This is a genomic window from Streptomyces brasiliensis (genome assembly GCF_014647875.1).
GTDB classification, from domain to species: Bacteria; Actinomycetota; Actinomycetes; order Streptomycetales; family Streptomycetaceae; genus Streptomyces; species Streptomyces brasiliensis.
Window position 1 is genome coordinate 45635 of record NZ_BMQA01000041.1, and the last position, 17958, is coordinate 63592.

A 17958-nucleotide genomic window follows, 5' to 3' on the forward strand; every position below is an offset into this window, starting at 1 on the left:
CGCCCACCGACCTCGATCCGGCGTCCGGGTACCCCCGATCGGGTGAGTAAGGCGTGCCCTGCTGCGGCTCGGCCGCGCATACCCGGGCCTCCGTCGAGGTGATCACCAACGCTTGTGAGAGAGGCATCCTCATGGCTAGCGAATCCTGGCGCGACCTGCGTCCACCGTCTGCCACATCGGGCGACGACGACGGCACCACCGGATACATCGAGTACTTCCAGGTACGGCAGTTGCACACCCTTCAACGGCCGGTCACGGAATCTGCCTACGAAATGGCCTTCGTGGTGAGCTCACAGGTGATGGAGCTCTACTTCGGGCTGCTGTGCCATGAGCTCGCCCGAGCGCGACGCGAAGTCCATGACGACGACGTCTGCGCCGCCTCGCGCACCCTGCGCCGGAGCGTGAGCCATCTGCGTGCCCTGGAGGGCACCTGGGAAAGCTACGCGGACATGACGCCCGCGGACTGGAACCCCATCAAGGCCCGGCTGGGAAAGGGCGAGTCCTCCTCGGTCCACTCGTACATGTACCGGCACATGGCGTTCCTGCTGGGACTGAAGTCCTCCAAGATGCTGGAGCCGCACCGGTCCACCCCGCTGATCCACAAGGGGCTCCAGGAGGCGCTCAGCGCACCCAGTCTGTACGACGAGGTTCTGGCCCTGTTGCAGCGCAGAGAGCTGCCGCTGCCCGATTCGGTCGTTCACCGCGACTTCGCCGAACCGTACGTCACCCGGCCAGAGGTCGAGGCGGCATGGGTGCGGGTCTACCGCGAGGAGTCCTTCGCCGAACTGCGGGCGCTGGGCGAGTTGCTGACCCAGGTCAGCGAGCACTTCACCCTGTGGCTGCAGAGACACCTCACGGTGACGGTACGCACTTTCGGTGCCAAGCCGGGCTACTACGGCACGGACGCCGTCGCATGGCTGCGCCGCGGCCTCGACCAGCCCGTCTTCCCCGAATTGTGGAGCTCACGCACCGCCATGTGATCACCGATGCACCGAAGCGCCCTCACACGGCGACGGCGCGTACGGCCGACCGCTCGGCCTGCGAGCACTGCGCTTTCCGCGCCGTCACCGGTGCACCGGCCATACCGTGCCGGTACCAGCCGCGTGCACGTGAGTGCCCCGTGACCTTGTAGCGGAAGCGCCGGCCGTGACCTGCAGCTGGAGAATCGACGCCTTACCCAGATCACCATCGGCTGGAAGCACCTCGACGGACACGGGACTTGCATCAAGTGTCTCCCTGAGCTCCGGCCAGGCCGGTTCCTCGACGTCGATGGACCCGCTCAACTCACGCATGGCCGCATCGTCGCACCCGAACCGTGCGTCCCACTCGGCAGGACGCTTCGACGAGCCACCCGCCTCTCGAGATGACCTCTCAGAACGCCGCAGCCAGCAGCGATTGCGCAGACGTTGCCGTCAGAGACTGCGTCACTGTCGAGCCTGAAGACACGGGAAGACCCCGCCATCCGCCCGCTGGAAGCGGCAGGTGGCGCGGGTCGGACGAGTGAACCTGACTGTGGTGTACATGGGGCAGCCTCCGACCGCCGAACGGAGCCGGAGGGTGCCGCGGTGGTGCGGGGGCTCAGAGAGCCTTGCCGTTGACGAACAACTGGGCCGGGCCGCTGGTGGTCGTTACGCCGGTCTCGATGCCGTCGTAGGTGATGGCGCCTGGCGTGATGTCGCCGTCGATGACGGTGCCGGGCGTGATGACGTTGCTGAGGTCTGTGATCTTGCCGGAGTTGTCGCTACGAAGGCAATCGTCCGGGTTCTCGCCCGGAGCCGCGTCCCACGTGCCCCACTGCACGTCGCCCACGGGCTCGAACGCACCGAACGACCAGTCACCGAACGTGTAGTCACCGAACTTCCAGTCACCGAGCTCCCAGTCTCCCAGCTGCCAGTCACCGAACGAGACCGGGGAAGTCCAGCTGGTCTCCCCCGCCTCGTACGACGGCTCTCCCCTCCAGCCGTTGACGATGAAGCCGGTGTACTGGTTGGCCTTGCGGGCCTCGACATCCAGGTCGTAGGCGAGGCTGCCGGTGAGGACGCCGGTACGGCTTCCGGTCCGAGTGCCCTCACGGGAGACGTCCCGGCTGCCCTCGCGGGTGCCGACGTGCGAGACGGTCCGGGTGCCGGTGCGCTCGCCGTCGCGCACGCCGTCGCGGTGGAACGTCTTGGTGCCGTTACCGTTGGTGAACGTGCAGGTCAGATCCTGCGATACGACCTGTCTGGCCGCCTCGGTGCCGCTCTGGGTCCCCGACTGGAGGCCAACCTGCGAGGCGATCTGCGAGCCGGACTGGGTGGCGTCCTGCGACAGCGACTGGGACGTCGGCTGCTTGGCAGTGAAGGCGAGGCTCTTGCTGTCGACGGCCTGCTGGAGCGCCGAGTTGTTGTAGCCGAGGGCACTCTGGACGGCGCCCTGGCCGATGAAGCCGGTGCCCGTGGTCAGATCCACGTTCACCGACGCGAAGGCGGAGGTGGTGCCGAGAGCGATCGCTGCCGCAGAGGCCGCGACACTGCCGATGAGGGTGTTGCGGATACGCATGTACTGGGCCCTTCGTCGTGCTGACGTTTCGTTTGCCGGTGCTCACGTTCCGTGCGGTCTTGCCGACGCGACTGATCCAGGCCGCTGATTGGACAGTTGAGACGCTGCACTGTGACGCAGGGTCAGCTGGCGAGCAGTGAGCTTGGCAGAGGTGAAGGGACTGCGTGGCTGTGGTGATGGCCGTGTGATGGGGCATCGGAATGGCAGGGCTCGCCGAGGAGGAGTCCGAGCCTGCGCCGACCGAGGTGCGTCACTTCAGCACGTACAAGACCTGGGACATGCTCCGCTTTTTTCTGGAGCGTGCCGAGTTCCCGGTGAACGTGATCCACGGTGAGGAGCCGTTCGCCGAGGACGAGGATTGGGGATACGAGCCTCCGAGGTACCTGCGGCCCGAGCGGGTCCGGCTCGCTGGGGAAGCACTGCGGGCGACCACCTATACACGGCTCATCAGCGGGGTGGATCCTGCTGAGCTGACCAGCGCTGAGGTGTACCCCCTCGCTGGGGCGTACCCTCTCGGATGGAGTGAGCCCGGCGCGCTGGAGTGGGCGCGGCACTGGTACGACGGACTCACACAGTTCTTCGAGGCTGCCGCCAGGGCGAATGACGCGGTGCTCGTCTGGCTGGACTGACGGGCCAAGACAGCGGTGAGACCTCAGCTTGGGAAGCTGCGATCATTTGAGGCCGGTCCGGCCCTCATGGGTGGGCGAATGGTTGGGCTGTGGCCAAAGAGGCCACCCGGCCCGTGGCTCAGGAGCATGCGCGGCGGATTGTACCTGCTGAACATCTCCGACCTCGACCGGCTGTCGGCGGATTCAGGGGCGGGCCGGCCACGGTGTTCTCCGGCATGCGAGCGGTGGTCCGACCCGGGTCGGATGGAGTGCGGTTACTGGACCGCGTGCAGGCCCGACGGGTGCGCAGGCGGGTCGAGACAGGTCGCCTGAAGCTTGCCATCCCATGGTCCCAGGAGCACTGTGGATATTGCCTGCGACAAGAGATCAGAGACCACCATGCACACCTGGGGCAGGCGGAATACTCGCCAATTCACCGGTGCTCGCTTGGACGTGTCCGCTGCGGTAGGCGTGCTGGACCGGGACGGCTGCGTCACCCACTGGAGCAGTGGTGCGCAGGAACTGCTCGGATACGCCCCTGTTGAAATCATCGGCAGGCCGGTGGACGACCTGCTGACGGCCGAGGGAACGCTGCGGCACCGCGACGGCCTCCCGCTGCACGCGCAGGTTGACTTGTGTCCGCTGCAGGACACCGACCGGGATTGCGGCTTCCTGCTCCTGCTGACGGCCGTGCCCGAGGCCGCGACAGGCACACCCTGGGATGCCTTGCTCCCGCAGTGGATATTCGAGCAGCAGCCGCTTGCCGTTGCTATTTGCGACCTCGACGCGCGCCTGCTGCGCGGGAACCAGCCGATGCTTGCAGTGGGGGGCTTTTCCGAGGAGGAGGCCCGCGGCCGACGCCTGACCGAGATTCTCCAGGGCAACGCGATCGAGGAGGTGGAGCGGCGGGTCCTTCGAGTGGCCCGGACCGGGAAAGCGGAAGCGGTGGAGCCCATCGTCAGGCTCCCCGGGGAATCCAAGGCTCACGCCTGGGCCATGGACGTCTTCCCGCTCAAGGACGCGGACGGCTCGGTGCGTGCGGTGGGCGTTGCGGCGTCCGACTACTCCCAGCAGTACGACTCCAGAGAGCGCATTGCCTTGATCAGCGAGGCCAGGACCCGCGTGGGTACGAGCCTGGACATCGTGGGAACCGCACGAGAATTCGCGGAACTCGCTGTCCCTCGCTTCGCCGACTTCGTCAGCGTGGACCTTCTGGAGCCTGTCTTCCAGGGTGAGCTGCCCGCGCCCGTCCTTCCTCGGGGTGTCACTGCCCTGCGCCGGGCGGCATACCAGTGGGCCGCCGGGCACGCGCTCGAGGCGCTGATCAGCGCTATGGAAGTGCACACCCATCCATGGTCGTCGCCGGTCGCGCGGTGTCTGGCCGAGGGCCGGGCCGTTCGTCACAGCACCAAGGATCCCGAGATCATCCGTTGGCTGGCCGAGGATCCCGTTCAGGCGTCGCTCGCGGAGACGTTCGGCCCCCACTCGCTCATCGCTGTGCCGATCCGTGCTCAGGGCGTTCCCCTCGGGGTAGTCCTGTTCGTCAGGTACGCGGCCTCGCATGAAGAAGCCTTCGGTCCGGACTGTACGGCGATCAGCGAGGACCTCGTCGACCGGCTCGCGATCTGTTTGGACAACGCTCGCCGGTTCACGCGGGAGCGCGGCATCGCGCTTGCACTACAGCGGGCCCTGCTTCCCCGGGAGTCGACCGTGCACCCCGCTGTGGAGACGGCCGCCCGTTACCTGCCTGCGGGCGGCGGCGCCCAGGCAGGCGGTGACTGGTTCGACGTGGTTCCCCTGTCCGGAGCACGAGTCGGCTTGGTGGTCGGCGACGTCGTCGGCCACGGCATCAACGCCTGTGCGACCATGGGCCGCCTGCGTACCGCCGTGCGCACCCTCGCCGACATCGACCTGCCGCCCGAGGAACTCCTCACTCACCTCGACGACATCATCACCCACACCGCGGGTGAGCAAGGTGGCGAGCCCACCGGTGAGATCCCCGGCGACATCGGTGCCACCTGTCTGTACGCCGTCTATGACCCGGTCTCCGGCACCTGCTCCCTGGCCCGCGCCGGCCACCCCGCCCCCGTGCTGGTCCGCCCCGACGGCACCAGCAGTGTCATCGACTTGCCCTGTGGCCCTCCGCTGGGACTCGGCAGCCTGCCGTTCGAGGCGGCGGACGTCATCGTGCCTGAAGGGGGCCTGCTGGCACTGTTCACCGACGGTCTCCTCGCCACCCGGGATCGCGACATCGACGAAGGGTTCTCCGACCTGTGCAGCGCCCTCGTCCTCCCGGCCACCACGCTTGATGCTCTGTGCGACACCGTCCTGGACACCCTGTGCCCCGTACCGCACGCCGACGACGTCACCCTGCTCCTGGCCCGCCCCTGCGTGTTCGACGAGGATCGCCTCGCCAGCTGGGACCTGCTCAGCAATCCCGCGGTCGTCGCCGACGCTCGCCGGCTGGCAGCGGAGCAGCTTGCCCTGTGGGGGCTGGCGGAGGCCGCGTTCGTCACGCAGCTGGTGGTGAGCGAGCTGGTCACCAACGCGATGCGGCACGCTGGAGGGCCGATCCGGCTGCGGCTCATCAAGGGGGAGACGCTGATTTGCGAGGTCAGTGACGGAAGCAGCGTCAGTCCGCATCTGCGCCGGGCCCGAGTATTCGACGAGGGCGGCCGCGGCCTGTTCATGGTCGCCCAGTTCACTCGGCGCTGGGGCACCCGCTACACCCACACCGGCAAGACCATCTGGGCCGAGCAGGTGCTGCGCATGCTGTAGGCACGGCAATCCGGCCCGGGAGGGCGTTCACGATCGGCAGCGACATCTGCCTTGTAAGACTGAGGATGATCTCCAAGCGTCTGCCCTGAATCCGACCCGTGGTCACCGTACCGCCTGAGCTGGGCTTTCTCCCTACTGCGAGGCGCGAATGACCGTTGCCGACCGCTCGCTTCCGGCACGGCTGAGGCACGAGCCACTGACGCTACAGACGCCGGTGCCGCTGCTCACAAACCTGTTCATAATGGAAAGGCAGCAGCTTGGAGCACTCGTGATGCCGGATCCCATGCAGGCCGGGGAGCAGACGGCTGCGGTCGGGCAGGCCGCGGCATGGTGGAATCTGTTGCCTGTCGCCTTGATCGTCTCCGACGGCACCGGAGGGATCAGGAGGTGGGCGAAGGCCGCCCCCGAGCTGCTCGGCTACGACACCGGTGAGGTCATCGGCCGTGACATCACCGACCTCGTCCTCCCCGACCACCGCCGGGAGGCCCGCGCCGTGCACGACGCGGTTGCCGCTGGGCGCAGCGTGACCGGCCAATTTCGGATGCGGCACAAGAACGGCTCCACCATCGGGATGGAGGTGTGGGGGTGCCCCGTGGCCGCACAGGGCGGGGAGGGGTGGGACGTACTTCTCCTGGCCGCCGATGCCCGTGAAGCGCGTCAGGCCCGCGAAGTCGGTGGCCTGCTGGACGCGCTGTTCGCCCGCTCACCGGTGGGGCTGGCGATCTTCGATACCGAGCTGCGGTTCCAGCAGGTCAATCGAGCCCTGGAGGCGATGAACGGGCTACCCGCCGCGGCGCACATAGGGCACCGACCGTCGGAGGTGCTACCTGGGGTCAACAGCGAGCAGATGGAAGCGGCGATGCGACGGGTGCTGGTCACGGGTGACCCCGTGGTGAACTTCCGCCGTATCGGCCGCACGCCCGCCAGCCCCGACCACGAGCGCGTGTGGTCCTGCTCCTACTTCCGCCTGGAGGACGCGGGAGGCGAACCGCTGGGGATCAACGCCTCGATCATCGATGTCACCACCCAGGAGAAGAGCGAGCGGGAGGCCGCCGCCGGCCGTCAACGCCTGGCGCTGCTCAACGAGGCTACGCTGCGGATCGGCACCACCCTCGATGCGGCCCGCACGGGACAGGAGCTGGCCGACATCGCCGTGCCCCGCCTCGCCGACATCGCCACCGTCGACGCCCTGGCCGACCTCACCGAAGCCACCGAGCCGATGACCAGCCTGTGGGGCGGCGCCGCCCTGCGCCGCCTCGGCAAGGCCCCCGCCCGAGGTCACGCGGCCGCCGACATCCTCACACCTGTCGGCCGCACCTTGCACTTCCCCGCCGGCGCGCCCTACGCGCAGGCTGTCATCGACCGTCGGCCGTTCCTCCTGCGCCGTATCGACTCCCGTGCCGTCGCCCAGGCCGCACCCTACTCCTCGATTCCCGAACGGCTCCGGTCCCTGGGCGTGACGTCGATGATGATGGTGCCCCTCACGGCCCGCGGCCTGGTCCTCGGCGTCGCCACCTTCCTGCGGGACGGCGACCGGCCCGCCTTCGACGCCGCCGACCTTGCGCTCGCCAGCGATCTGGCCGCCCACGCCGCCGTCTGCATCGACAACGCCCGGCTGTATCACCGCGAGCACGACGTCGCGCTCACCTTGAAGCGCAGCATGCTTCCCAGCTTCCCGAAACCCCCGGCCGGCATCGAGATCGCCCACTGCTACCGGCCCGCCTCCGACGTCCACGAGGTCGGAGGGGACTGGTTCGACGTCGCCACCCTCGCCCCCGGTAAGGGCGCCCTGGTCATCGGAGACGTGATGGGCCACGGCATCCAAGCTGCCGCGATCATGGGGCAGATGCGCACCACCGTGCGGGCGTTCACTCACCTCGACCTGCCCCCCGATCAGCTCCTGCACCACCTCGACGACGCCCTCCAGGAACTCGACAGCCCCCTCCTGGCCACCTGCCTGTACGGGATCTGCGACTGCACGGCCTGCCGCTGCTGGCTCGGCCGCGCCGGCCACCCCCCGCCTGCCCTCGTGACACCCGACGGCAGCGCCCGCCTGCTCGACCTGCCCGCAGGCGCTCCCCTGGGTATCGGCGGTATCCGCTTCACCACCACCGAGGTCGCCTTGGAACCGGGCAGCATTGTCGTCTTCTACACCGACGGCCTCATCGAAACCCGCGGGATCGACCTGGACCAGCGTCTGGACGAACTCATCCGCCTTCTCACCGGCGCGCACAACGACCTCAACCAGTTGTGCGACACCCTTATGGACCGCTTCGCCCCCAGCCCCGCCGAAGACGACATCACCATCCTCGCCGCCCGCATCGGTACCCCCACGGCCTCGCCTGGCCGAACAGCTGACGCGCCTCAGCGTGATCCTTGACCTCGGCTTTGGCCATATGTCCTGGGGGCTGCCAGCTCGAGTGATCGTCGGGACGCAGGGGCGGTTGCCGAGTGTTGGCCGCCGGCCGGCAGGGCGACCGGTGTCCTGTTGCGTGCACCAGTAGAACACCCACCCGAAAGACACGGGTTCCACCTTCGAGACCGCAAGGTCAAGGTGTTGCATCGCTCTTTCGCTCTGTGCAAGCTCCGTTAAAACGAGCCTTCGTGCTTCATCTTCAGTGAGCATCTCTTCCCGAAGAAGTGCCACCGCGCTCGGGATCCTAGAGCCCCAGTTCGGAAGACGCCGTATGCGGATCGCGGCTGATCTGGGAAGGCACTGACCTGGACCGGAGCATGATCGGCGCCACTGTTCCCCGTGAGTCCCCGCTGCGTCCCGCCGGAAGGGCACGCAACGGGCACGGTCCCGGCCGGGCAAGAGCACGCATGGGCACGGTACGCGCGTCGACTTGCGGGCCACCTCCACCAGTAGCCGAAGAAGTGAAGAGCCGGGTCTCTGACCTGCGGCCGTGCAATCGATCAAGGCTACGACCTGCAACTTGGCTGTCAGTGATTGTCAGCGTTGGTCGTCGTTAATCGCTCTCGGACGGCCCGCAGGCGGCCCGGCCCCTCAGTCGAGCCGGTGACCGGAGCGCTCACGTCCTGTGACCGGCAGGAGGTTTTTACCGCCTCTTGACTCAAAACGCCATCCAATTCCGATCCAGGGACGTATCACCTTCGAAAACTCCATTCGATTCCAACCCTGGGACGTATCACCTTCGAAGGTGTCGCATGTGTCTCAGGCATATTCCAGGAGGAATGCCATGGGGATCTTGAACGCTCTCTTCCCCATCCTGGGCCACGGTCACGGCCACGGGGGCCACGGGGGCCACGGGGGCCACGGCGGCCACGGAGAGCACGGAGAGCGCGGAGAACGTGGAGAGCGTGGAGAGCGCGGAGAGCGCGGAGAGCGCGGAGAGCGCGGAGAGCGCGGAGAGCGCGGAGAGCACGGTTACTGATTTTGGTCACCACTAGTAGTCACTTGGAGCGGAGCGGACCGGAGCCCAAGGGAGCCGGTCCGCTCCGTCAGCACGTCCTGCGGCGGCTGCTGTCGAGCGGCTGCTGTCGATGGGAGCGGATCCGCAGGCCGTGGTTTGAGGCCGCCCCGCCGCTGCCCACGCGATAGGTGTTCCAGGCGGGCTCTGAGAACCGCCCCTCCGCTCCAGCAGGTACACGAGCGGTCGGCGTAGCGACTTTGGCCGGGAGCTGCTTTGGCGCGAGTGAGCATGGCCTCTTAGGCTGGCGCCCAGCTCCAGGCCCGCGGCGTGCGGTCGGCACCGCAAAGGGCTGGTCGACGTGGGCCGCCGCCTACATCGACCCCAGCGTCCCGTTCGTCGACACCGACATGCCGGCGACCGAGACCATCGTCGCCGGGCTGCGCCGCCTCGACCGCGTCGCCGTCCTGCGCGAGGCCGCAGACCTGGTGTACGCCATGGCCGACACCGAATGCACCTGCGGTGGCTGCGACTCCGGCGCAGCCCGCGGCTGCGCCGAGCGGCTGCTCAACCGCGCCGACGCAGTTGAAGGAGAAACCGGCATGGCGATCCAACGGATGGACAACGTCGGCATCGTCGTCGAGGACATGGATGCCGCCATCGCGTTCTTCGTGGAACTCGGTATGGAGCTGGAGGGCAGGGCGGAGGTCGAGGGCCTCTTCGCCGACCAGTGCACCGGACTCGACGGCGTCCGCTGTGACATCGCGATGGTCCGGACCCCAGACGGTCACAGCCGGCTCGAGCTGGCGAAGTACCGCAGCCCCGCGGTGATCAGCGCCGGGCCGCGCAACCGGCCGCACAACATTCTGGGCACGCACCGCGTCATGTTCGCCGTCGACGACATTGAGGACACCGTTGCCCGCCTGCGCCCTCACGGCGCCGAACTCGTCGGCGAGATCGCCCGGTTCGAGGACAGCTATCTGCTCTGCTACCTCCGCGGCCCGGAGGGCATCATCGTCGGACTGGCCGAGCAACTGCGCTGAGAAGGAGGAACCGAACCATGCAGCCGAACGGAAGCCATCAGGTGGACCTCGGAGAGAGGTGGCTCGCCACCCTGATCTATCAGCACATGGTCAACGGTCGTGACCGTGAGATCGCTGATCGGCTCGGCTCGATGATGCGCGAAGCCCGGGGTGACGTGGAATCTTAGCGGACGTTGTGGCACGGGAGTGGCACGGCCGTGATCACAGCGAAGGGCCAGTTCGAGGGGATCAAGTCTCTGAACTGGCCCTGCATCGTGTGCTCCCGGCAGGATTCGAACCTGCGACACCCGCTTTAGGAGTTCGATCCGGACCCGCTAGGGCTGAGGTCGGTGACTGGCGCGGCGGCCGGACAGAGATGCTGGTGTTCGCCCCTGTCTGGCGTCGTTGATGTCAGCCGTGGATGTCAGAAGTCTTCTGATCCGTAGCTCTATGTGGATCGGTCGGTGAGGGTCATACCGGTCGTGCTACGGCCCTACAAGGACACTGCCGACCGCGGGCGGTTGCTGTGGTTGCTGTACTTCGCTGCTGTACGGCAACCGGCCCCACATCATCGGTCCTGCCGCCGTCGTCTACGACGCAACCCCCCGGCGCCGGCGACGGCGACGCAGAAAGTGCCGCCTACTGTCATAGGGAGGTTAGAAGCGAAGGGCCTCAGAGGGGGGTGTTCAAGGAAGGCTCGGTCGAACGCAATTCCGATCAGGGCGGCTGTCAGTCCGATCGCCCACAAGAGCAGTACCAGCAACCACCTGCTCCGGGTGCTCAGCCAAGAAGTCATCGGATCATCATGCACCTGACGTACCGGGGACCACAGTCCCCCTCGCTTCTACTACCCAGCTGTGCGGGGGCGACAGACCGTCCCGGACTTCGCGCCGTGTCGCCAGTTTGGAAGATCGCGTATCCGGTCGTGAGGCGACCAGGCGAGACGCCTACCAGCGCGTTCCTGGCGTCCTCGCCGGAGTTCCCCGGTGTTCTCCTCCGGTTGCCCCCTACCAGGCACGTAGGGGGCACGGACGGCTGCCTGCGCACCGTTACGGCGATGGGGTCGTCTTCCTGCGCCGAACGTGCCGACGCCGGGCCACCCAGAGGCTGGTCGAGATCAGCGCCGCCGCTCCCGCGATGACCCAGCCCACGGATCCTCCGTGGCGGTGGGTCGTGAGTCCGAGCGCCAGCAACATGGCGCCGGCCGCCAGGCCCATCAGGTCGTGGAGGATGTCCGCCCATGTCGTGACCTTGGAAAGGTTGCTCACGCTTGATCGTGACAGGTGAGCGTGCTCGCTGCCAAGGGCGAATTCCCTGCCGCGACCTGCGCCTTGGACACGCGGTCGACGTAGCGGCTTTGGCCGGGAGTTTCAATGACCGAGTCAAGGGCGCATGCGGCACTCGATCAGTTCTTCTGGATCTGCGTCTGAGACCCGATTGCTGCTGAGGACGGTGCGTCTGGGCTCACGGTGTTGATCTGGTCTTCCTCAACTCTGCTTCATTGATGAGCACCTGGGCCGGTACCCGAAACACCCTCCTCTGAGCAGGGGAAGAGCCGTCGTCGACTGTCGTCATCTGTCGTCGTTGAGCACCCTCGCACGGCCCAGAGACGGCCCGGGCGGGGCTGCGCTGCTGCACCGCACAGGCGCCGGGGGCCTGTGATCGCTACCTGTTCTGTCTCTCTACCTTCCTGGTCCGGCGGAGGTGCACGGCTCCGGCAATCCAGCTTGCGAACAGCAGGGCAAAAGCAGTCTCAAGCATCTGGCCCCAGCGGTACCCATCCATGATCAACTCGGCGAGGTAAATCCCCGCGTCAAAGCTCCCTATCGCGAAGAGGGAGACCGAGAACCTACCAAGTGATCCCCGTGTCTTGCCGCTTCCTGCTCCCACCTGGACACTCTGCATGCCGCTCATGATGAGTGCGATCAGGCCGGATGGCTATATCCCGACAGCTGTCGGGACCATGGGACGACGCCAGCACCCGCCCCAGCCACGACGTGTTCTGACCTCATGCTCCGTGTGCCTGCCCCTTGGGCGGGATCGGGCGGCCGGCGGTGCCGAGCGGGGCGGAGACATGAGCGCGGGCGCCGTTGGCCGCCCGCTGGGCTGAGCCGTGCACGGCGGCATCCTCACCCGCCGACTCGCCTCCGTCCGCCGCGACCCGCTCACCGGCCTGCACACTCGCGCCGGATGGACCGCCCGCGCCGAACACTGCATCCGCCGGCACCCGCACGCCGCCGTCCTCCTGGTCGACCTCGACCACTTCAAGACCCTCAACGACACCCACGGCCACGCCGCAGGGGACGCCGCCCTCATCGCCACCGCCCACCGGCTCCGTGCTTGGTGCGGACGCCACGGCACCGCCGGACGCCTGGGCGGAGACGAGTTCGTCGCCATCGTCCAGGACCTGACCGCCGCCGACCTCGACGCCCTCACCACCGCACTTCACCGACCGCTGCCCTACAACGGCGCGTCGCTGCCGCTGGCCGCCTCGGTCGGCACCTGCTCCCTCACCGAGCTACCGGTGCCCGCCCTGACCGAGTGGGTGGCGGCCGCTCTCGCGGTCGCGGGCGGGCCGGCCCGGGTTATGGCGCTGCCCGCCATGCAGCCGCTGCTGCCGTCGTGGCTGCGCACCGACGACAGCACGGGGAGAAGGGGACGCGGCGCGTCCCCATGCCCCGGGAGACGGCGGCCTTGCTGTCATAGGGGTCGGCTAGGTTGCGGGGATGACTGCCATGGATCCGCTTGTGCCGGCTCTTGCAGGGTTGGTTGTCGACGCTGTCTGGTTCTTCGAGAGCTGCGATGACGACGAAGTCGATCCTGACTCCGCGGTGAAGATGATGGAAGGTGTGGGCGGGGAACTGCTGCGACTGCCTCTGGACCAGCGCGACCGTCTTTTGCAGGTGCTCACCGACCTGGCCGAAGCAGAACAGGACCCCGGGCGACGGGAGTTCTTGGATTCGTTCCCCTTCGCCTTTGGCCTGGTCGAGGAACAGGAAGACTGAGCCCAACGTCGGCTGAGAGAGCACCGCTTCAGGAGCGAGGTGAGGCGAGTGCGGCTCTGACCTACGAAACGCCCACGTGGGCGGACAGGGGAGCAGTTCCCGCCGACCACCGCTGTTCCCCGTGGTTCCCCCCTGGATCTGGCACAGATGTGGCACGGGGAACTTCCGATCCGTCGCACTACAGAGATCGGTCGAGGACGGTCATACAGCGCGCGGACAACCTCACCGCTGGGCTCAGGCTAGGGCATGGCAGGTGCCTGCGGCCCCGAGTGGGGAAATGGGTGGGCGCACCACCATGCAAGTGGATAGGCTCCGTCTGGCCATGCGTCGTCTAGCGGCCTAGGACACGGCGCGCGGGTTCGCCCCGATGCGGAAACCCCGGTTCGAATCCGGGCGATGGCCACCTCAGTTACACCGCTTCCCAGCGACGGCATCGGGCAAAGGCCCTGGCGTGACGAGGTGGTCCGCAGCTCCGAGATTTTGAGGTCTGGCCTCATCCTTATCAGGTCGATCACGGGGATGCGGCAACGTCGACCAACCGGCGCTGCGCCTCGGCCGACCGTCCACTGCGGTCCGGCGCCGACCGCCACTGTCCGCGTTTGTTGGTGTCAGCCGCTGGTGTCATCTGATCCATGCGGTCTTGACAAGCATTACCGCGTGCCTCCTGGGGTGTGCCCCTCGTCGCGCATGAGCTGCTGGGCGGCAGTACGCCACAGCCCTTCACCGCCGACTGCCGCTGACGCGTGGTTCTCCGTCCCGAGGCTTGCAATGTGGTCGGCGTACTCATTGCGGGCGTCGGTCAAGCTCAATGAGCCGTTCGGTCCGCCCCACACCTCGTCTGCGTTGAGGTCGTCCTGGCCGTCGTCCTCCCACCCACACTCTTCGCAAATCTCCCAGTTGGACCGCGACTCCAGAGTCAACAGGTGACAGCAAGGGCAGGCACACGGTCCCCGCCGAGCGGATATGCCTCTCGCAGTTCTCGTGGTGTCATCACGTTGCGAGCGTGGCACGGATCGGGAGCAAGTAGAAGGATCGCAGTCCCAGGAGCCGAAGAAGTGAAGGAGCGGGTCCCTGGCCTCCGGCCGTGTGCAGCTCCTCCGCGAGCATGGCCGGCCGGTGCGCGGAGGGCTGATCGATTCTGGGTGCGCGGCGGGTGCACTGGCCGGAGAGGCGAGCGCACCGGCTGGACCCGCAGCCAGCGTGAACACCCCGCCGCGCATCCGCACCAGCCGGCCCTGCGCCTCGGGCGCGCACGCCCCGTGCCGCACCTTCTCCTCCTCGTTCATCCGCGTCGCGTCCCGGTCCAGGGCGCGGGTCAGCTCCTGCGCGGTCACCGGCCCCGCCGGAGCCGCAGCCGCAGTGACGCGGAAGATCGTCCGGTGCACGCCCGTCAACGCATCGCGCTCCAGCAACGCGATCACCGACGGCATCCCGCACCTTCACGACGACATCAGCCGCCGTCTGGGCTGTCCTTAACCACCCGCACCCAGACCGTAACTACGGAAGAACGCAGCTCATCGAGCTACAGTCCGGTTGGTCACCATGCTCTTACTCGGACTGCTGAGGAGCCAGGGCAACCCAGGCGTCGCCGGGGGCGGATTCGGTGCCGTCGGCGTGGAGCGCCGTCACCCAGTAGAAGTGCGTGGTGCCGGCGGTGGCCGTGGTGTCGGTGTACGACAGGCCGGTGACCGGGTCCGCGGTCAGCGGCTCGTACGCCGCGGTGGCCGGGTTCCAGCGGTAGACCCGGTATCCGGTGATGTCCGTCAGGTTGTACGCGGAGGACAGGTCCCAGTCGAGCTGGACCGTGCCAGCGGCGGGATCGGTCTTGGCCTTGACGGAGACCAGCCAGTCGGCCGGCGTCTCCACGGTGGGCCGCAGGTCGTACTCGGTGACGGTGGTGTGCGCCGTAGCGTAGGGGTCGCCGACCAAGGTGTGGACGGAGTTGCCCGAGGTGTCCAACGCGTCCACGAAGTATGTGAGGGTCTCGCCGTCCTGGAGGTTCTCCGTGTCGACGAACCGGGTCGTTCCCGGTTCGGTCCGTCCCACCCAGGTGTAGGCGGTGCCGTCGTTCTTCGTGCTCTTCCGGAATACGCTGTACTGGGCGAGGTCGGCGGCCGGGCTGTCCTCCCAGTCCAGGACCGTGCCGTACTCGGTGGCGGTGGCCGTGAACCCGGTGACGGCCGGCGGGGCGGTGCCGTCACGGTAGGAGAGCGAGTTGGCGGCGGACGGCCCCGACTCCCGCCCGAGCGCGTCGACGGTGGTCACCCAGTACACGTAGAAGCCTTCGGACGGGCTCGGGGTGACCGTGGTGTCGGTGCAGGCGTACGTGTGGCGGGTGCCGTAGGCGGTGTCGATGAGCGTTGGGGTGCAGGGCACCACCCGGGAGTCGACGACGTCGAACGTGCCGGTCGCGTCGTCGAAGCGGCGCTCCTCGCGGTGGACCCGGAACTCCGTCGGTGCGTAAGGCGACACCTCCCAGGACAGGTCGACGCCGCCACCGTCCTCCGGCCGGTTCTGCGACCTGCTGAAGTAGGGCACGGCGAGCGGCCGGGCGAACGACACCACCGACGAGTACCCGTTGTTGCCCGCCGGGTCGGTCGCCGCGACCTTGTAGTAGGAGGTCTCCCCGTACGGGGCGGTTTCATCGATCGCCGAGTTGCTCAGATTGCTCGTGGCCACTGTGAACGGCCCGTCGGGCGAACTGGACCTCAGCAGCTTGTACTTCAGCGACCCCTCGTCTGACATCCACCAGAGGCTCACCCCTCCCAGGGAGGTCTCGCTGAGGACCTTCAGATCACGGACGGTCGGCGCCAGCCGGTCCACCGTGGTGACGCCCTGGTCGGCGGTGCCGGTGGACTCGTTGCCCGCCTTGTCGTAGGCGCGGACCTCGTAGTAGAAGGACGCGCCCGACTTCGGGAGGGTGGTGTCGGTGTACGACGTGGAAGTGGTCGTCGCCAGCGGCTTGCCGGGGAAGGAACCGCCCTTGGCACGTCGGTAGATCCGGTATCCGGCGAGGTCCATCTCCTTGTTCTTCGCCCAGGTGAGCTTCGCCTTGCCGGTGGCCTGGTCGTACGACACCAAAGTCCCGGTCGGCACCAGCGGCTTGACCTTGTCGACGGTGGCGGCGGTGCGCGGGGCGTACGTGAACTTGACCTTGGCGCTGCCGGTCCAGTTGACGTAGTCGACGCGGAGGGTGTGCTTACCGGAGGGGATGGTGACGTTGACGTTCTTGGAAATGATCGTCGAGACGTTCTTCCAGAGGTCGATCTTGCGGACGCCGTCGAGATAGACCCGGATGCCGTCCAGCCCCGAGACGCTGAAGGAGAAGGGGCCGCCGGAGCCGAAGTCGCGGGTCACGCTCCAGCGGATGCCGAAGTTGTCCCTCGGGAGGCCGGTCACGGGGGCGCCGCTCCAGCTCTGGTCGACGGCCGAGTCGCAGTCGGTCTTCTTCGGCGTACCGGAGAACGTGGTGTTTGCGTAGAACTGCCGCTTGAACACCGGGGAGGTGCAGGTGGTCGCGGCGGAGGCGGGCGCCGTGGTCACGGTGAGCAGGCCGCCGGCGGTGGCGAGCACGACGGCGGTCGCGGCCGCAGTGGTCGTGCGTCTGGCTGGGTTCATGAAGATCATGACTCGCGAGGAGCGGAGATGGTTGCACCACCGGCCCGCACGGACACCCGGCGGCCACCATCGGCACCGAGCTGGTGCATGGTGACCCACGACCTGTGCCACCATCTACAACCGATGCATGCAGACGAGGACAAGATCAGGCACATAGCGAGGGCCGCCCCAGCCATGTACGGGGCAGCGGCGCCTGAATCGGTCTGGACGACAAACAAGTGTGGAGCGGGTGACGGGAATCGAACCCGCGCTCTGAGCTTGGGAAGCTTGGGTGCTCTAGCGCCGATTGCACTACCGACCTGAGGCGAGCCGTGCATATGTCAGGCACTTCGCCGACCTGGTGCCCGGTGTTCCCCGCGTGACCTGCGGTGGAGCGATCCGCGCGCTTGATCGCCGAAAGGTCTTGAAAACCGTCGTGGCAGCGATGTCACCGTGGGTTCAAATCCCACTGCCTCCGCTCTGGGAGCAATGAGAACGGCCCCTGACCCGGGTAGTCGGTCGGGGGCCGTTCGCATGCTCGGACTCTGTGGCTGCCCGGTGTTCCCCGTGGCATACCGCTCGATCGGGCACGGTTGGGGCACGGTGGCTTTCTACGGCGTTCGCAGTCGTCGGAGCCAGGAACGGATCGACACGACTGTCATCCAGAGTCCCAGAAGCGGGATGATCGACGTGAAGATGATCGGGGCCAGGCCGATGCCGTCCTCGAGCGCGATCCGTTCGGGGTGCTCTGGCTGATACCTGATTGGAACTGAAGAGCCCTCGTGGAAGTTCTTGATCAGCTGATGCGCCGGAAGCCTCCCCACGACAGGGGTGCCGGCTGCGTCGAACGCCACCGGACATCCTCCCGAGCAATCCGCTGGTTCCTCCCGCAGTGTCGCCACCGCGCGCACGCCATGTGCCAGGTCGATCGTGTCCCGGACCGTTGGGACGAGGAACCACCAGGCCCCAAGCGCCAAGACCAGGGCGATTGCAAAGTTCGTTGATGGTGCGTTGGTGCAGGTCAGTTGAGTCCGAGGAC

16 protein-coding genes and 1 tRNA gene are annotated in these 17958 nt (G+C 67.4%); 10 read left to right on the forward strand and 7 right to left on the reverse strand.

Features of this window, described 5'->3' with window-relative positions; translation table 11 throughout:
- Nucleotides 1–131 precede the first annotated feature (131 nt).
- Nucleotides 132–980: a tryptophan 2,3-dioxygenase gene (locus tag IEZ19_RS36540; protein ID WP_189315696.1), complete on the forward strand. Its 849-nt coding sequence runs from the start codon at nt 132–134 to the stop codon at nt 978–980.
- Between the two features lie 84 nt (nt 981–1064).
- Here the strand turns inward: IEZ19_RS36540 and IEZ19_RS36545 are convergent, their stop codons facing one another.
- Nucleotides 1065–1292 carry a DUF2625 family protein gene (locus IEZ19_RS36545; RefSeq protein WP_189315697.1) on the reverse strand — a complete coding sequence of 76 codons (228 nt, stop codon included), beginning with the start codon at nt 1290–1292 and terminating at the stop codon, nt 1065–1067.
- 286 nt (nt 1293–1578) lie between these two features.
- On the reverse strand, nt 1579–2538 hold the full coding sequence (locus tag IEZ19_RS36550) for a hypothetical protein (protein WP_189315698.1): 960 nt from the start codon (nt 2536–2538) through the stop codon (nt 1579–1581).
- Nucleotides 2539–2738: 200 nt separating this feature from the next.
- On the opposite strand from IEZ19_RS36550, the gene IEZ19_RS36555 reads away from it, so the two are divergent.
- The 5 genes from IEZ19_RS36555 (at nt 2739) to IEZ19_RS36575 (ending at nt 10505) form a co-directional block, all read left to right on the forward strand.
- Nucleotides 2739–3167 (forward strand): DUF1877 family protein, encoded by a 429-nt coding sequence (locus IEZ19_RS36555; protein ID WP_189315699.1) that lies wholly within the window; start codon nt 2739–2741, stop codon nt 3165–3167.
- 432 nt (nt 3168–3599) lie between these two features.
- Nucleotides 3600–5924: a SpoIIE family protein phosphatase gene (locus IEZ19_RS36560; protein WP_229841241.1), complete on the forward strand. Its 2325-nt coding sequence runs from the start codon at nt 3600–3602 to the stop codon at nt 5922–5924.
- Nucleotides 5925–6195: 271 nt separating this feature from the next.
- Entirely contained in the window at nt 6196–8304 is a 2109-nt protein-coding gene (locus IEZ19_RS36565) for a SpoIIE family protein phosphatase (protein ID WP_189315700.1), read from the forward strand.
- Between the two features lie 1593 nt (nt 8305–9897).
- Nucleotides 9898–10338, forward strand: coding sequence for a VOC family protein (locus IEZ19_RS36570; RefSeq protein ID WP_037694117.1), 441 nt, complete (start codon nt 9898–9900; stop codon nt 10336–10338).
- A 17-nt stretch (nt 10339–10355) separates the two neighbouring features.
- The gene (locus IEZ19_RS36575; protein ID WP_189315701.1) at nt 10356–10505 is read left to right on the forward strand and encodes a hypothetical protein; all 150 of its coding nucleotides are present in this window, start codon (nt 10356–10358) and stop codon (nt 10503–10505) included.
- 861 nt (nt 10506–11366) lie between these two features.
- On the opposite strand, the gene IEZ19_RS36580 is transcribed toward IEZ19_RS36575, so the two are convergent.
- Nucleotides 11367–11585 (reverse strand): hypothetical protein, encoded by a 219-nt coding sequence (locus IEZ19_RS36580; RefSeq protein ID WP_189315702.1) that lies wholly within the window; start codon nt 11583–11585, stop codon nt 11367–11369.
- Nucleotides 11586–11982: 397 nt separating this feature from the next.
- On the reverse strand, nt 11983–12231 hold the full coding sequence (locus tag IEZ19_RS36585; protein ID WP_189315703.1) for a hypothetical protein: 249 nt from the start codon (nt 12229–12231) through the stop codon (nt 11983–11985).
- 199 nt (nt 12232–12430) lie between these two features.
- Between IEZ19_RS36585 and IEZ19_RS51435 the strand changes: the two genes are divergently transcribed.
- From IEZ19_RS51435 to IEZ19_RS36600, 3 genes are all read left to right on the forward strand, one after another.
- On the forward strand, nt 12431–13123 hold the full coding sequence (locus IEZ19_RS51435; protein WP_229841243.1) for a GGDEF domain-containing protein: 693 nt from the start codon (nt 12431–12433) through the stop codon (nt 13121–13123).
- Nucleotides 13044–13322 carry a hypothetical protein gene (locus tag IEZ19_RS36595; RefSeq protein ID WP_189315704.1) on the forward strand — a complete coding sequence of 93 codons (279 nt, stop codon included), beginning with the start codon at nt 13044–13046 and terminating at the stop codon, nt 13320–13322. The genes IEZ19_RS51435 and IEZ19_RS36595 overlap by 80 nt, the downstream gene beginning before the upstream one ends.
- Before the next feature lie 318 nt (nt 13323–13640).
- Nucleotides 13641–13725: transfer RNA gene (locus tag IEZ19_RS36600), tRNA-OTHER, on the forward strand.
- Nucleotides 13726–13972: 247 nt separating this feature from the next.
- Here the strand turns inward: IEZ19_RS36600 and IEZ19_RS36605 are convergent.
- Nucleotides 13973–14608 (reverse strand): CPCC family cysteine-rich protein, encoded by a 636-nt coding sequence (locus IEZ19_RS36605; RefSeq protein WP_308429048.1) that lies wholly within the window; start codon nt 14606–14608, stop codon nt 13973–13975.
- Here IEZ19_RS36605 and IEZ19_RS36610 point away from each other — a divergent pair.
- Nucleotides 14523–14798 carry a hypothetical protein gene (locus IEZ19_RS36610; RefSeq protein WP_189315711.1) on the forward strand — a complete coding sequence of 92 codons (276 nt, stop codon included), beginning with the start codon at nt 14523–14525 and terminating at the stop codon, nt 14796–14798. The two genes, IEZ19_RS36605 and IEZ19_RS36610, sit on opposite strands and share 86 nt — an antisense overlap.
- A gap of 72 nt (nt 14799–14870) precedes the next feature.
- On the opposite strand, the gene IEZ19_RS36615 is transcribed toward IEZ19_RS36610, so the two are convergent.
- A complete protein-coding gene (locus IEZ19_RS36615) occupies nt 14871–16940 on the reverse strand; it encodes a PA14 domain-containing protein (RefSeq protein ID WP_189315705.1) in 2070 nt (689 codons plus the stop codon).
- Nucleotides 16941–17530: 590 nt separating this feature from the next.
- Nucleotides 17531–17958, reverse strand: a 428-nt coding sequence (locus tag IEZ19_RS51440) for a DUF3592 domain-containing protein (RefSeq protein ID WP_444545199.1), incomplete at its 5' end; no start/stop codon positions are given.